The following is a 14,747-nucleotide window of genomic DNA, read 5'->3' as shown; positions in this document are numbered from 1 at the left end:
GAGTATAGCAGCGGGATCGGAATATGTCTTCCGTTTATGATAACATCACCGAATATTCTCCAGACTCAGAAAAATTATGCTGCAAAATATCCGAATCGTGCTGGTCGAAACATCGCATACCGGCAACATGGGCTCCGTAGCCCGCGCTATGAAAACCATGGGCTTAACTAACCTCTGGCTGGTTAACCCGCTGGTCAAACCCGACTCTCAGGCCATCGCTCTTGCGGCAGGCGCCAGCGACGTGATCGGCAATGCCCAGATCGTCGACACCCTGGATGAAGCCTTAGCGGGTTGCAGCCTGGTGGTGGGCACCAGCGCGCGTTCGCGCACGCTGCCGTGGCCGATGCTCGATCCGCGCGAGTGCGGGCTGAAAAGCATCAGCGAAGGCCAGCATGCGCCGGTTGCGCTGGTGTTTGGCCGCGAGCGCGTGGGGCTGACCAACGAAGAGTTGCAGAAGTGCCACTATCATGTCGCCATTGCCGCCAACCCGGAGTACAGCTCGCTGAACCTGGCGATGGCCGTACAGGTTATCGCTTATGAAGTGCGCATGGCCTGGCTGGCAACCCAGGAAAAAGAGGTTGCGGTCGAGCATGAAGAGACGCCGTATCCGCTGGTGGACGATCTGGAGCGTTTCTACGGTCATCTGGAGCAGACCCTGCTCGCCACCGGATTCATCCGCGCCGGTCATCCGGGGCAGGTGATGAACCGCCTGCGTCGCCTCTTTACCCGCGCCCGCCCGGAAAGCCAGGAGCTGAACATCCTGCGCGGTATTCTGGCGTCGATTGAGCAAAAGAATAAAGAGTAATGCTGAATGTTTTCCCCCTCTCCCTGTGGGAGAGGGCCGGGGTGAGGGCATCAGGCCGCACGTAAGCGAAGCGCCGCAAGGCAAAAAAGAATGAGCGCACAGAAGGTTAAATACCTGACTAAAACAGTCAAGTAAATAGTTGACCATTTTAGTCAGGAATGTCAGACTTGGCCCTGCTATGCAATACCCCCACTTTACAATAAAAAACCCCGGGCAGGGGCGAGTTTGAGGTTAAGTAAGACATGAGACTGACATCTAAAGGGCGTTATGCCGTGACCGCGATGCTGGACGTTGCGCTCAACTCCGAAGCGGGCCCGGTTCCATTGGCTGATATTTCTGAACGTCAGGGAATCTCCCTCTCTTATCTGGAACAGCTTTTCTCCCGACTGCGTAAGAATGGCCTGGTTTCCAGCGTTCGCGGTCCTGGCGGTGGTTATCTGTTAGGTAAAGACGCGGGCAGTATTGCCGTTGGCGAAGTGATTAGCGCAGTTGACGAATCCGTCGACGCGACCCGTTGCCAGGGTAAAGGCGGCTGTCAGGGCGGCGACAAGTGTCTGACTCACGCGCTGTGGCGCGATCTGAGCGACCGTCTGACCGGCTTCCTGAACAACATCACCCTTGGTGAGCTGGTAAATAACCAGGAAGTGCTTGACGTATCTGGTCGTCAGCATAGCCATGATTCACAACGCAGCACCCGCGCGCAAGACGCTATCGACGTTAAGCTGCGCGCCTAATAAAAAATACGTTTTTCAGAATCAGGCCGGGGTGGAAGCACCCCGTGTACTCGGTCGTACATCCAGCCGGTTGCCTGATTCCTTGCATTGAAGCGATGTACGGAGTTTATAGAGCAATGAAATTACCGATCTATCTCGATTACTCCGCAACCACGCCGGTGGACCCGCGTGTTGCCGAGAAAATGATGCAGTGTCTCACCCTGGACGGAAACTTTGGTAACCCGGCTTCCCGTTCACACCGTTTTGGCTGGCATGCTGAAGAGGCGGTAGATATCGCCCGTAATCAGATTGCTGAGCTGGTTGGCGCCGATCCGCGTGAAATTGTTTTCACCTCAGGCGCAACCGAATCCGATAACCTGGCGATCAAAGGTGCTGCTAATTTTTATCAGAAAAAAGGCAAGCACATCATCACCAGCAAAACCGAACACAAAGCCGTGCTGGACACCTGCCGTCAGCTCGAGCGTGAAGGGTTTGAAGTGACCTACCTCGCGCCGCAGCGCAACGGTATTATCGACCTGAAAGAGCTCGAAGCGGCAATGCGTGACGACACCATTCTGGTCTCCATCATGCACGTGAACAACGAAATCGGCGTGGTGCAGGATATCGCGACTATCGGCGAAATGTGCCGTGCGCGCGGCATCATCTATCACGTTGATGCAACCCAGAGCGTGGGCAAACTGCCTATCGACCTGAGCCAGCTGAAAGTGGATCTGATGTCCTTCTCCGGCCACAAAATCTATGGCCCGAAAGGTATCGGTGCACTGTACGTGCGTCGTAAGCCACGTATCCGTATCGAATCCCAGATGCACGGCGGCGGTCACGAGCGCGGCATGCGTTCCGGTACCCTGCCAGTTCACCAGATCGTTGGCATGGGTGAAGCTTACCGTATCGCCAAAGAAGAGATGGAAACCGAGATGGCGCGCCTGCGTACGCTGCGCAACCGTCTGTGGGAAGGCGTGAAAGATATGGAAGAAGTGTATCTGAACGGCGATCTCGAGCAGGGCGCACCGAACATCCTCAACGTCAGCTTCAACTATGTTGAAGGCGAGTCGCTGATCATGGCGCTGAAAGACCTGGCCGTCTCTTCCGGTTCTGCGTGTACTTCCGCAAGCCTGGAGCCGTCCTACGTACTGCGTGCGCTGGGCATGACCGACGAACTGGCACACAGCTCTATCCGCTTCTCTTTAGGTCGTTTCACTACCGATGAAGAGATTGACTACACCATCAATCTGGTTCGCAACTCCATTGGCCGTCTGCGTGACCTTTCTCCACTGTGGGAAATGTTCAAAGAAGGCGTGGATCTGAACAGCATTGAATGGTCACATCACTAATCGGTTTGTAAGGAGAATTCAGCATGGCATACAGCGAAAAAGTTATCGATCATTACGAGAATCCACGTAACGTAGGTTCTTTCGACAACAGCGACGACAGCGTGGGCAGCGGCATGGTGGGTGCACCAGCCTGTGGCGACGTGATGAAGTTGCAGATTAAAGTCAACAATGAAGGTATCATTGAAGACGCGCGCTTCAAGACTTACGGTTGCGGTTCCGCAATCGCGTCCAGCTCCCTGGTCACCGAGTGGGTGAAGGGCAAGTCTCTGGACGAAGCGCAGGCGATTAAAAATACCGATATTGCTGATGAGCTCGAACTGCCGCCGGTAAAAATTCACTGCTCTATCCTGGCGGAAGATGCGATCAAAGCCGCAATCGCGGATTACAAAAGCAAACGTGACGCAAAATAATTAGTTGAGGTTGTTATGTCGATTACCCTTAGCGACAGCGCTGCCGCGCGAGTAAGCTCCTTTCTGGCAAACCGTGGCAAAGGCTTTGGCCTGCGACTGGGTGTACGCACCTCCGGCTGTTCCGGTATGGCGTATGTACTGGAATTTGTTGACGAACCTGCGGCGGAAGACACCGTGTTCGAAGACAAAGGCGTGAAGGTAGTGGTCGATGGTAAAAGCCTGCAGTTTCTGAACGGCACTCAGCTGGACTTTGTAAAAGAAGGCCTCAACGAAGGGTTTAAGTTTACTAACCCGAACGTGAAAGACGAGTGCGGCTGCGGCGAAAGCTTCCACGTATAATTGCGCATCACCTGTTAACCCCACCGCAGCCAGGCTGTGTGTGGGGTTTGCTTTAATCAGCTAACCCTGAGATTGTTATGGATTACTTCACCCTCTTTGGGTTACCAGCCGGGTATGAAATTGATACTCAGGCGCTGGCGGCCCGTTTCCAGGATCTGCAACGTCAGTATCACCCGGATAAATTCGCCAGCGGCACGCAGGCGGAACAACTGGCGGCGGTGCAGCACTCTGCGACCATCAATCAGGCGTGGCAAACCCTGCGCAACCCGCTGAGCCGGGCAGAATATCTGCTTTCGCGTCACGGGTTTGACCTCTCCAGTGAGCAACACACCGTCCGCGACACCGCGTTCCTGATGGAACAGCTGGAGCTTCGCGAAGAGCTGGATGAGATCGAACAAGCCAAAGACGAAGCCCGTCTTGAGCGCTTTATCAAGCGCGTAAAAGGGATGTTCGATACCCGCCATCAGCAGATGGTTGACCAACTGAATAACGAGACGTGGGACGTGGCGGCGGACAGTGTACGCAAGCTGCGTTTTCTCGATAAACTGCGAAGCAGCGCTGAACAACTCGAAGAAAAGCTGCTCGATTTTTAATTTCGGAAGCGATTATGGCCTTATTACAAATTAGTGAGCCGGGCTTAAGTGCCGCACCGCACCAGCGTCGTCTGGCGGTAGGTATCGACTTAGGCACCACCAACTCGCTGGTGGCGACCGTGCGCAGCGGCCAGGCTGAAACGCTGGCGGATGCGCAGGGTCAGCACCTGCTGCCTTCTGTGGTCCACTATCAGTCCCAGGGCCACAGCGTGGGCTATGATGCCCGCACCAACGCTGCTCAGGATCCAGCCAACACCATCAGCTCGGTAAAACGGATGATGGGCCGCTCGCTGGCGGATATCCAGAGCCGTTACCCGCATCTGCCGTATCAGCTGCAGGCCAGTGAAAACGGTCTGCCGATGATCGCCACCCGTGCCGGTCTGTTGAACCCGATCCGCGTTTCTGCCGATATCCTCAAGGCGCTGGCCGCTCGCGCGACCGCGACGCTGGAAGGCGAACTCGACGGCGTGGTGATCACCGTTCCGGCCTATTTCGATGACGCCCAGCGTCAGGGCACCAAAGACGCCGCGCGTCTGGCAGGCCTGCACGTGCTGCGCCTGCTCAACGAACCGACCGCTGCGGCGATTGCCTACGGCCTCGACTCCGGTCAGGAAGGGGTAATCGCGGTCTTCGACCTTGGCGGCGGGACCTTTGATATTTCGATCCTGCGCCTGAGCCGCGGGGTGTTTGAAGTGCTGGCTACCGGCGGCGATTCTGCCCTCGGCGGCGACGACTTCGACCACCTGCTGGCGGATCACCTCTGTGAGCGGGCGGGGATCGTCGATCGCAGTGATGCGCGCCTGCAACGTCAGTTGCTGGATGCCGCCACTGCCGCCAAAATCGCCCTCAGCGATGCCACCTCGGTCACCGTTGAGGTGGCGGGCTGGAAAGGCGACATCAGCCGCGAGCAGTTCAATGAACTGATTGCCCCGCTGGTGAAACGCACCCTGCTGGCCTGCCGCCGCGCGCTGAAAGATGCGGGCGTTGAGGCAGAAGAGGTGCAGGACGTGGTGATGGTGGGCGGTTCAACCCGCGTTCCGCTGGTGCGTGAGCGCGTGGGCGAGTTCTTTGGCCGCACGCCATTAACCTCCATCGACCCGGATAAAGTGGTTGCCATTGGTGCCGCTATCCAGGCCGATATCCTGGTCGGCAACAAGCCGGACAGCGAAATGCTGCTGCTGGACGTCATCCCGCTGTCGCTTGGTTTAGAAACCATGGGCGGCCTGGTGGAGAAAGTGATCCCGCGTAACACCACCATTCCGGTGGCGCGCGCGCAGGAGTTCACCACCTTTAAGGACGGCCAGACCGCGATGTCCATCCACGTGCTGCAGGGCGAGCGCGAGCTGGTTCAGGACTGCCGCTCGCTGGCGCGCTTCGCGCTGCGCGGCATTCCGGCGCTGCCTGCGGGCGGGGCGCATATCCGCGTGACCTTCCAGGTGGACGCGGACGGCCTGCTGAGCGTCACGGCGATGGAAAAATCGACCGGTGTCGAATCCTCCATTCAGGTGAAACCGTCCTACGGTCTGACCGATGGTGAAATCGCCACCATGATTCAGGACTCAATGAGTTTTGCTGCGCAGGATGTCTCGGCGCGTATGCTGGCCGAGCAGAAAGTCGAAGCCGCACGCGTGCTGGAAAGCCTGAACAGCGCACTCACTGCTGACGCCGCGCTGCTAAGCGCCGCTGAACGTCAGGCCATTGACGACGCCGTCGCACAACTGATTGCGGTAGCCGAAGGCGATGATGCTGACGCCATAGAACAAGCGATTAAAAACGTTGATAAACAAACCCAGGAGTTCGCCGCTCGCCGTATGGACCAGTCTGTCCGTACCGCGCTGAAAGGCCACTCCGTGGACGAGGTTTAATATGCCAAAGATTGTTTTTCTGCCACATGCGGACCTCTGTCCGGATGGCGCAGTTCTGGAAGCTGAGACCGGCGAAACCATCCTTAACGTTGCCCTGCGTAACGGTATTGAAGTGGAACACGCCTGTGAAAAATCCTGTGCCTGCACAACCTGTCACTGCATCGTCCGCGAGGGCTTTGACTCCCTGGCGGAGAGCACGGAAGATGAAGACGACATGCTGGATAAAGCATGGGGTCTGGAGCCGGAAAGCCGCTTGAGCTGTCAGGCACGCGTCACCGATGAAGATCTGGTGGTCGAACTTCCGCGTTATACGCTTAACCACGCACGCGAGCATTAATATGGGACTGAAGTGGACAGACAGCCGTGAAATCGGCGAGGCGTTGTACGACGCCAACCCGGATCTCGATCCGAAGACCGTACGCTTCACCGATATGCATCAGTGGATTTGCGATCTGGAAGAGTTTGACGACGATCCCAACGCATCCAATGAAAAAATTCTGGAGGCGATTCTGTTAGTCTGGCTGGACGAAGCAGAATAAAAACGTAACGGGCTGCCTTCAGGCGGCCCGTTTGCTTGTTGCTAATAAGGAAAAATAAAATGACCGAAGCGATGAAGATTACGCTCTCTACTCAGCCTGCCGATGCGCGCTGGGGTGAAAAAGCCACTTACAGCATAAATAACGACGGCATTACCCTGCACCTGAACGGCAGCGACGATACCGGTTTGATCCAGCGCGCGGCGCGCAAAATTGACGGTCTGGGCATCAAACACGTGTTACTGGAAGGCGAAGGCTGGGACACCGATCGCAGCTGGGCCTTCTGGGCGGGCTACAAAGGGCCGAAAGGCAGCCGTAAAATCGAGTGGGCAAACCTCGATGAAGCGGGTAAGCGCGAGCTGGAAAGCCGCCTGAAGATTATCGACTGGGTGCGCGATACTATCAACGCCCCGGCGGAAGAGCTGGGTCCGGAGCAGCTGGCGCAGCGCGCGGTGGATCTGCTGTGCGGCGTGGCGGGCGACAACATGTCTTACCGCATCACCAAGGGCGAAGATCTGCGCGAGCAGAACTACATGGGCATCCACACCGTGGGCCGTGGCTCTGAGCGTCCTCCTGTGCTGCTGGCGCTGGACTACAACCCAACCGGTGATAAAACGGCCCCTGTGTTCGCCTGCCTGGTCGGGAAGGGCATCACCTTTGACACCGGTGGCTACAGCCTGAAGCAGAGCGCATTCATGGACTCCATGAAGTCGGACATGGGCGGCGCAGCTACCATCACCGGGGCGCTGGCATTTGCTATCACCCGCGGCCTGAACAAACGCGTGAAGCTTTACCTGTGCTGCGCGGACAACATGGTCAGCGGTAACGCCTTTAAGCTCGGCGACATCATTCGCTACCGCAACGGCAAGAACGTCGAAGTGATGAACACCGACGCCGAAGGCCGTCTGGTGCTGGCGGATGGCCTGATCGATGCCTCTGCACAGAAACCAGAGCTGATCATCGACATGGCAACCCTGACCGGGGCGGCGAAAACCGCGCTGGGTAACGACTACCACGCGCTGTTCAGCTTCGACGATAAGCTGGCAAACCGCCTGCTGGCGAGCGCCGCCGCCGAGAACGAACCTTTCTGGCGTCTGCCGCTGGCCGAGTTCCACCGCAGCCAGCTGCCGTCGAACTTTGCCGAGCTGAACAACACCGCCAGCGCGGCCTACCCGGCAGGGGCGAGCACCGCCGCCGGTTTCCTGTCGCACTTCGTTGAGAACTACCGCGAAGGCTGGCTGCACATCGACTGCTCCGCAACCTACCGTAAAGCCGCGGTTGAGCAGTGGTCCGCAGGCGCTACCGGTCTGGGTGTGCGTACCATTGCGAACCTGCTAACCGCAAAGTAATGGTCTTGCCGGGTGGCGCTGCGCTTACCCGGCCTACAAGACCCGTAGGCCCGTGCAAGCGCAGCGCCGCCGGGCGATTTACAAGTAGTGAGTTTATGTCAGAAACCAAAAACGAATTAGAAACCCTGCTGGAGAAAGCGGCCACCGAGCCCGCCCATCGTCCGGCATTCTTCCGCACCCTGCTGGAGTCCACCGTCTGGGTGCCCGGTACGGCGGCGGAAGGCGAGCAGGTTGTTGAGGACAGCGCGCTGGATCTGCTGCACTGGGAAAAAGATGACGGCACCTCGGTGATCCCGTTCTTCTCCTCCCTTGAAGCCTTACAGCAAGCCGTTGAGGATGAGCAGGCGTTCGTGGTGATGCCGGTGCGCACCCTGTTTGAGATGACGCTGGGCGAAACCCTGTTTCTCAACGCCAAACTGCCGACCGGGAAAGAGTTCACCCCGCGCGAAATCAGCCATCTGATTGGCGACGAGGGCAACCCGCTCAGCACTCAGGAGGTGCTGGAGGGCGGTGAATCGCTGCTGCTGTCTGAAGTGGCCGAGCCACCGGCGCAGATGATTGACTCCCTGACCCAGCTTTTCCAGACCCTCAAACCGGTGAAACGGGCGTTTCTCTGCTCCATCAAAGAGCAGGCCGACGAACAGCCGATCCTGCTGATTGGTATTGAGGCGGATGGCGAGATTGAAGAGATCATTCAGGCTACGGGCAGCGTGGCGACCGACACCCTGCCGGGGGACGAGCCGATCGATATCTGCCGGGTAGTGAAAGGGGAGAAGGGCATCAGCCACTTCATCACCGAGCACATCACCCCGTTCTATGAACGCCGCTGGGGTGGTTTCCTGCGCGATTTCAAAAACAACCGCATTATCTGAACCCGTACGGGGTGAACGCTCACCCCGTTGCTTCCAGCAGCAGTAAATCCATCAGCAGCACCAGATTCGACTCAAACGACGTCACCCCTGCGGCTTCGGCGGCGAAATGCACCGCTTCGTCGTACAGCGCAAAATGCAGATCCGCCATCCCCGCCAGGGTATTCGCCGACGCGCGGGTAAAGGCTACCACCGTCATCCCCACGTTCTGCGCGATCCGCGCCTTATCCAGCACCTGTTCCGTCTCACCGCTGCGCGAAACCGCGATGAACACCTGATAGCGCGAAGCATTGCTGAGGAAGATATTGCGGCTGTCGCCGGGGCCGGAGATAAACGCCGTCTTGCCCAGCACCTGCAGCTTCTTGGTCAGGTACTCGGCGAAAAGATAGGAGAAGCCCGCGCCGTAGAGAAAAAAGCTCTCTTTTTCCCGCAGCAGCTCGGCAAAGTGGCGGCGCTTTTCCGCCGTCGCCCACTGAAAGGTTTGCTGATAGTTGGCGATAAACTGACTAAACAGCGCGGGCAGTTCCGCAGGCTGGCGGGTTTCGGCGGTGATGTGCGGGGTATCGCTCAGCAGCTGCTTGCAGTGCCAAGTGAACTCGCTAAAACCGCTGAACCCCAGCTTGCGGCACAGGCGCATAATGGTGGCGGTGGAGACAAAGGTCGCCTGCGCCAGCTCCCGCACCGTGATGTGGCCCACCAGCAGCGGATGCTCGGTCAGATGGGCCAGCACGCGATACTCTGCGCGGGTCAGTGACTCCCCGCGCGATAGCAGTGTCGCCAGTCGGTTATCCATTATTACGCCGGTTCAACCGGCAGATCGTCCCGGGCGCCCCATTCACTCCACGCACCGTCATAGAGCGTGACGTCGGTTTTGCCGAGGGTGGCCAGGGCCAGAATCACCACGCAGGCGGTCACGCCGGAGCCGCAGCTGGCAACGATCGGCTGATGCAGATCCACCCCCTGACGGGCGAAAATCTCGCGCAGCTCGTCGGTAGTTTTCAGCTCGCCCTCAAACACCAGCTCGCCCCAGGGCACGTTATACGCGCCGGGGATATGGCCGCGCTTCAGGCCCGGACGCGGTTCGTCAGCCTCGGCGTTAAAACGTGGGGCAGGGCGGGCATCAACAATTTGCGCGGTCTTTTCGTGGCTGGCCAGCAGTACGTCGGTGACACGCTTGATGGCCCCGGCATCGAAGGTGGCTTCAAAATCGCCGTCCGGCAGGGAGACATCGCCCTGCTGGAGCGGTAACTCGGCCCGTTGCCAGCCCGCAAGGCCACCCGCCAGAATCGACACTTTCTCCACGCCAAAGGTTTTCAGCATCCACCAGGCACGCGGTGCGGAGAAGAGATTTCCTTCGTCGTAAATCACCAGGTGCTTGTCGTGGCTGACGCCCAGCTCGCGCATGGCCACCGCAAAGGCTTCCGGGCGCGGCATCATGTGCGGCAGGGGAGAGGTATGATCGGAGAGGGCTTCTATATCAAAAAATACCGCCCCCGGCAGATGCCCGGCGCGGTATTCCGCGGATACGTCACGATGTTCCTGGCCTGGCGGCGCCATACGCGCGTCAAGGATCTGGACTTCAGGGTCATCACTGTGCTCAATCAGCCACTCGGCTGCGACAAAATATGAGGTGGACATGGTTGCCTCCATAAATGAATCCATTAATGGATTGTCGGTGTTTTTTCTGACACCGACAAGTGAACCACGTTCAACTCGCGAGCAAGGCCCTGTTATTTACTGCCATTCCAGGTTGGACCCATCGGAACTCTGGGAATGGGAACGTTGACTGGCATCCTTGACATAGCTCCCTGCAAAACGGTTTGAGTCGTCGCAGTTATTGCGCCTGCAGCCATACCGGGAAATCCCATAGGCACACCCCACATCATGCCCCAACCGGCTCCAATCATTATTTGCCGTATTAACTGAGAATTTTGGTCTGTGAGAGGATCGCCAGCACCACCCATTAATTTCATTTCCTTTGAATTCAATTTTCTCATTTTAATTTCCTGTATATGAAGTAAACAGCGAGGATTGTCGCAATTGATATAACTGTTGACAGAAAACAATACAGAACAAAGTTGTCGAAGAAATGGTATTCATTACCAAACCAGTAATTTACAAACGGATATGTAAAGCAAATTACTGCACATGTAATGAACACAGTTACGATGTCATATTTCATTGACCTTACTTTCTTTTTAAAAATGAAAGAAATGCAGCAAGACATTAATGAATAAAATACAGGCATATATGCAAATTCATAGAATGACATTCCAGTCTCCCTGACAGTATTGAGCATGTTTTCTTATAAGAATTACAATCAACAGCGAGTGATAATAAATAGCATTCGCGTTCAATAGTCTATGTTTTTTTAGGATAATTTTCCTCTTGCACTTCATTAGACGTTTTTAGATAAAATAAAAATAATGTAATTCATTGATGTTTGTGTGTTTTTCTGTGTGTGGTCAAGAGGTCTTATTGTGGAGTGGATTTATTATCTTTATGAAGGAGCCACTAAATACACCTCAATGATATCAATTGTATTTATGTTAATCTTTTGAAATATAACCTAGATGGATTATTAATGAAGCGTAACATTAATCTGAACGGATTGGGAACGATAGACTGTGAGGTTTGAAGAGGGGGTTATTATTGCGTTATGATGTAAAAATACCGCACATAGTTTAAAAACCTGTGCGGCATTGAATGAATAATTTAATGCTTACGTGCCATTAAATGATGAATAAAATAAAAAGTTACTGTCTCCTCAGCAGCACCTTATTTTTTCACCGCTTCCCCATCCTGCCACGCTTGCTGCAGCGCAGGCCAGTATTCACGGTTAGCCTCAATCATCTCATCCAGAATCGCTTTGGCGTGTTCCATGGTCGGCACGGTGCGGTTCAGGGTGAACGCCTGCAACGCTTTTTCGTAGCTGCCTTCGATGGTGGCTTCCACCAGCAGCTGTTCCGATGCCAGCTGCTGTTGCAGCAGGGTCTGATGGAACAGCGGCACCTGGCCGATGCGGATCGGTTCCGGGCCTTCGCTGGTGATATAGGCCGGCACTTCCACCACCGCGTCGTACGGCAGGTTGACGATTGCCCCCTGGTTTTCCACCATCACCAGATGGCGCTGGCGCAGGTTAAACGCCAGCGAACGGGCCACCTCAACGATGAACTCGCCGTGGACGCCCACGTGGAAGGCGTCCGGCAGGATCCCGGTACGCTTATACTCTTCAGCGGCGGCAAACAGCTTTTTCTCGCGACCGTTCATCACTTCGTTGGCGCGGGTATAGTCCGGGTTCTGATGTTCCACGATCTGGTTTGGCATCAGGTAGTACTGCAGATACGGGTTCGGCAGATACTCCGGGAAGTTATCCATAATCGGCTTGATGTTGCGCCAGGTTTTCACCCATGACGGATCCGAGTGCTGCGGGTCGGTTTTGGCCGCGTCTTCCGTCAGCAGGCCAAATTTAGCGATATGGCGACGCAGCTCCGGCAGTTTGTCCTCGCCATCCACCAGCACGCGGGTAAACCAGCCGAAGTGGTTCAGGCCGAAGTAATCCACCTCCAGCTTGTGGCGATCCACGCCGAGAATGGCCCCCATATTACGCATTGCCGCAACCGGCATATCGCAGATGTTCAGCACCCGGGCGTCCGGACGCAGGCGGCGCACCCCTTCTGCGACGATGGCCGCCGGGTTGGAGTAGTTCACGATCCACGCTTTTTCGTGGGCGTAGCGCTCGACCATGTCGATCAGCTCAACCATCGGCAAAATAGTGCGTAAGCCATACGCCAGCCCGCCCGGGCCGCAGGTCTCCTGGCCGACCACGCCGTGACGCAGGGGGATCTTCTCATCCTGCTCGCGCATTTTATACTGGCCGACACGCATCTGGGCGAAGACGAAATGGGCCCCGCTGAAAGCCACTTCCGGGTCGCTGGTGACGGTAAATTTGATGCTCTGGCTGTGATCGCGGATCACCTTCTCCACCACCGGGGCGATGGTGTCCTGCCGCCCGGCATCGATGTCGTAGAGGCGAATTTCCGCCAGCGGGAAATCTTCCAGTCGCACCATCAGGCTTTTCACAATCCCTGGCGTGTAGGTGCTGCCGCCACCGGCGATAGAGAGAATAAATGGGGGTGTAAACATAGTTGTCTCCTTCAGAGAATCGTCTCGACCGCTTCTCGCATTTTTTTGACATGCAGCCCGTAGACCACCTGAACGTTATTGCCTTGCTTGATGACGCCTTTCGCGCCTGTCGCCTTGAGCCGTGGCTCGTCGATGATGGCGACATCCTTAACCGTGACGCGCAGACGGGTGTAGCAGTTATCCACCACATCAATATTGTCGCGCCCGCCGAGGCCAACGATGATCGCCTCGCCTAAGCCGTCGTTGCTGCCTTTCGCCTGATACTCCTGCTTGCTGTACAGACGCGTCTCCTGATCTTCTTCCTCGCGCCCCGGCGTCTTCATACGGAAATGCAGGATCAGGAAGCGGAAGATAACGAAGTAGAGGGTGAACATGATCAGCCCGACCAGGATGTACATCGGCCAGTTGGACTTCTCCGTACCCAGCGGCAGGTTGTAGAGAACGAAATCGATAATGCCGTTAGCGCCGATGGCGTGAACGCCGAGCAGGTAGAAGAGCATCATGCCAATCCCGGTCAACACCGCATGCACCACGAACAGCAGCGGGGCGACGAACAGGAAAGAGAACTCAATCGGCTCGGTAACGCCCACCAGGAACGAGGTCAGCGCCGCCGGGATCAGAATGGCTTTCGCTGCGGCTTTACGCTCCGGTTTCGCGGTGACATACATCGCCAGCGCGGCGGCAGGCAGGCCAAACATTTTACTAATCCCACGGGCATCCCAGACGACGGTGCTGCTGAGCTGCTTCACTTCAGGGCAGGCCATCTCGGCAAAGTAGATGTTACGCGCGCCCTGATAGGTGGCGCCGCACACCTCCTGGGTCCCGCCCAGTTCGGTATAGAGGAACGGGGTATAGACCAGATGATGCAGGCCGGTTGGCACCAGGATGCGCTCCAGGAAGCCGTAAACCGCGACGCCAAACGGCCCGGCCCCTTTGATGGCTAAAGCCGCAGCGCTGATACCGTCCTGGGCGAACGGCCACAGCTCGCTCATCACCACGCCCAGCAGCATCGAGACCGGCAGCATGATGATGGCGACAAAGCAGTGACCGGAGTAGATGGCCATCGCGCCGTTAAACTGCACGCCGGAGTATTTGTTATAGAGGTAACCCGACAGCGCACCGGTGAGGATCCCGGCGAACACGCCCATCTCCAGTACCTGCACCCCCAGCACCATGCTCTGCCCGGCGGCTTTCATCTGGTCCGCGGGTGCCAGCGCGCCCTGCAGCTGCAGCGTGACGTTCATGGCGTTGATAAACACCACGAATGTCACCAGGCCAATCAGCGCCGCGTAACCCTTGTCACGGGTCGCCAGACCAATGGGGATCCCCACGGCGAACACCAGCGCCAGGTTAACCAGCACCGAGACGGCGGATTTGGCGATCAGCTGGCCGATGCTCTGGATCAGCGGATGGCCGAGGAATGGCAGATATCCGGCAAGAGCGCCGTTACCCAGCACATTCCCAAAGGCGATAAACAGACCGACAATCGGCAGGATGAGTACCGGACCGTATAATGATTTTCCGAAATTTTGTAGGGCGTTCACGGCTCGTTTCATAACATTCTCTCTTATTGAACCGCGCACTCAGGGTGCGTCTGATAATAAAACTAGCAGGGTAAACGCTTGTTTATCCAGCTATCTTATTGTTTTAAAAACAAATGACGTGAAAGGTTACATGTAACGTTACGCGCTGTGATCGCCATAACAGCCGGATTTTTTCGCGAATCACGACTTTGCGAGGCGTTATCCAGAATTGGAATCAATGCTTTTG

The 14,747-nt window shown here is 56.5% G+C and carries 16 protein-coding genes; 11 read left to right on the top strand and 5 right to left on the bottom strand.

Going from position 1 to position 14,747, the window contains the following annotated elements; translation table 11 throughout:
• Positions 1-76 precede the first annotated feature (76 nt).
• From trmJ to sseB, 11 genes are all read left to right on the top strand, one after another.
• Positions 77-805 (top strand): tRNA (cytosine(32)/uridine(32)-2'-O)-methyltransferase TrmJ, encoded by a 729-nt coding sequence (gene trmJ / locus ACOYA6_RS12470; protein WP_039029733.1) that lies wholly within the window; start codon positions 77-79, stop codon positions 803-805.
• Positions 806-1,047: 242 nt separating this feature from the next.
• Positions 1,048-1,539, top strand: coding sequence for a Fe-S cluster assembly transcriptional regulator IscR (gene iscR, locus ACOYA6_RS12465; protein ID WP_008502158.1), 492 nt, complete (start codon positions 1,048-1,050; stop codon positions 1,537-1,539).
• A 116-nt stretch (positions 1,540-1,655) separates the two neighbouring features.
• The gene (iscS, locus tag ACOYA6_RS12460) at positions 1,656-2,870 is read left to right on the top strand and encodes a cysteine desulfurase (RefSeq protein ID WP_039029732.1); all 1,215 of its coding nucleotides are present in this window, start codon (positions 1,656-1,658) and stop codon (positions 2,868-2,870) included.
• A 23-nt stretch (positions 2,871-2,893) separates the two neighbouring features.
• Positions 2,894-3,280, top strand: coding sequence for a Fe-S cluster assembly scaffold IscU (iscU, locus tag ACOYA6_RS12455; RefSeq protein WP_032613127.1), 387 nt, complete (start codon positions 2,894-2,896; stop codon positions 3,278-3,280).
• Positions 3,281-3,295: 15 nt separating this feature from the next.
• A complete protein-coding gene (gene iscA / locus ACOYA6_RS12450; RefSeq protein WP_039029731.1) occupies positions 3,296-3,619 on the top strand; it encodes an iron-sulfur cluster assembly protein IscA in 324 nt (107 codons plus the stop codon).
• Positions 3,620-3,696: 77 nt separating this feature from the next.
• Complete coding sequence (hscB, locus tag ACOYA6_RS12445) at positions 3,697-4,212, top strand: co-chaperone HscB (protein ID WP_039029730.1); 516 nt, start codon at positions 3,697-3,699, stop codon at positions 4,210-4,212.
• Between the two features lie 14 nt (positions 4,213-4,226).
• Positions 4,227-6,077 (top strand): Fe-S protein assembly chaperone HscA, encoded by a 1,851-nt coding sequence (gene hscA / locus ACOYA6_RS12440; RefSeq protein ID WP_223073650.1) that lies wholly within the window; start codon positions 4,227-4,229, stop codon positions 6,075-6,077.
• Position 6,078: 1 nt separating this feature from the next.
• Complete coding sequence (gene fdx / locus ACOYA6_RS12435; protein WP_039029728.1) at positions 6,079-6,414, top strand: ISC system 2Fe-2S type ferredoxin; 336 nt, start codon at positions 6,079-6,081, stop codon at positions 6,412-6,414.
• A 1-nt stretch (position 6,415) separates the two neighbouring features.
• Complete coding sequence (gene iscX / locus ACOYA6_RS12430) at positions 6,416-6,616, top strand: Fe-S cluster assembly protein IscX (RefSeq protein WP_032613119.1); 201 nt, start codon at positions 6,416-6,418, stop codon at positions 6,614-6,616.
• Between the two features lie 59 nt (positions 6,617-6,675).
• Positions 6,676-7,962 (top strand): aminopeptidase PepB, encoded by a 1,287-nt coding sequence (gene pepB / locus ACOYA6_RS12425; RefSeq protein ID WP_422654777.1) that lies wholly within the window; start codon positions 6,676-6,678, stop codon positions 7,960-7,962.
• A 95-nt stretch (positions 7,963-8,057) separates the two neighbouring features.
• Positions 8,058-8,834: an enhanced serine sensitivity protein SseB gene (gene sseB / locus ACOYA6_RS12420; protein ID WP_139563364.1), complete on the top strand. Its 777-nt coding sequence runs from the start codon at positions 8,058-8,060 to the stop codon at positions 8,832-8,834.
• Between the two features lie 19 nt (positions 8,835-8,853).
• Here sseB and ACOYA6_RS12415 read toward each other — a convergent pair whose 3' ends face one another.
• The 5 genes from ACOYA6_RS12415 to ACOYA6_RS12395 all read right to left on the bottom strand — a co-directional run bounded on the left by ACOYA6_RS12415 (position 8,854) and on the right by ACOYA6_RS12395 (position 14,533).
• The gene (locus tag ACOYA6_RS12415; RefSeq protein ID WP_223073652.1) at positions 8,854-9,624 is read right to left on the bottom strand and encodes a MurR/RpiR family transcriptional regulator; all 771 of its coding nucleotides are present in this window, start codon (positions 9,622-9,624) and stop codon (positions 8,854-8,856) included.
• A gap of 2 nt (positions 9,625-9,626) precedes the next feature.
• Positions 9,627-10,469: a 3-mercaptopyruvate sulfurtransferase gene (sseA, locus tag ACOYA6_RS12410; protein WP_422654776.1), complete on the bottom strand. Its 843-nt coding sequence runs from the start codon at positions 10,467-10,469 to the stop codon at positions 9,627-9,629.
• Positions 10,470-10,561: 92 nt separating this feature from the next.
• Positions 10,562-10,828, bottom strand: a complete 267-nt coding sequence (locus tag ACOYA6_RS12405; protein ID WP_422654775.1) for an E492 group microcin — start codon at positions 10,826-10,828, stop codon at positions 10,562-10,564.
• Between the two features lie 781 nt (positions 10,829-11,609).
• On the bottom strand, positions 11,610-12,977 hold the full coding sequence (locus ACOYA6_RS12400) for a 6-phospho-alpha-glucosidase (RefSeq protein ID WP_422654774.1): 1,368 nt from the start codon (positions 12,975-12,977) through the stop codon (positions 11,610-11,612).
• Positions 12,978-12,988: 11 nt separating this feature from the next.
• A complete protein-coding gene (locus tag ACOYA6_RS12395) occupies positions 12,989-14,533 on the bottom strand; it encodes a PTS transporter subunit EIIC (protein ID WP_422654773.1) in 1,545 nt (514 codons plus the stop codon).
• Positions 14,534-14,747 lie beyond the last annotated feature (214 nt).

Source organism: Leclercia barmai, assembly GCF_049312895.1.
GTDB lineage: Bacteria > Pseudomonadota > Gammaproteobacteria > Enterobacterales > Enterobacteriaceae > Enterobacter > Enterobacter barmai.
This window is presented reverse-complemented; position numbering and strand designations above follow the sequence as displayed.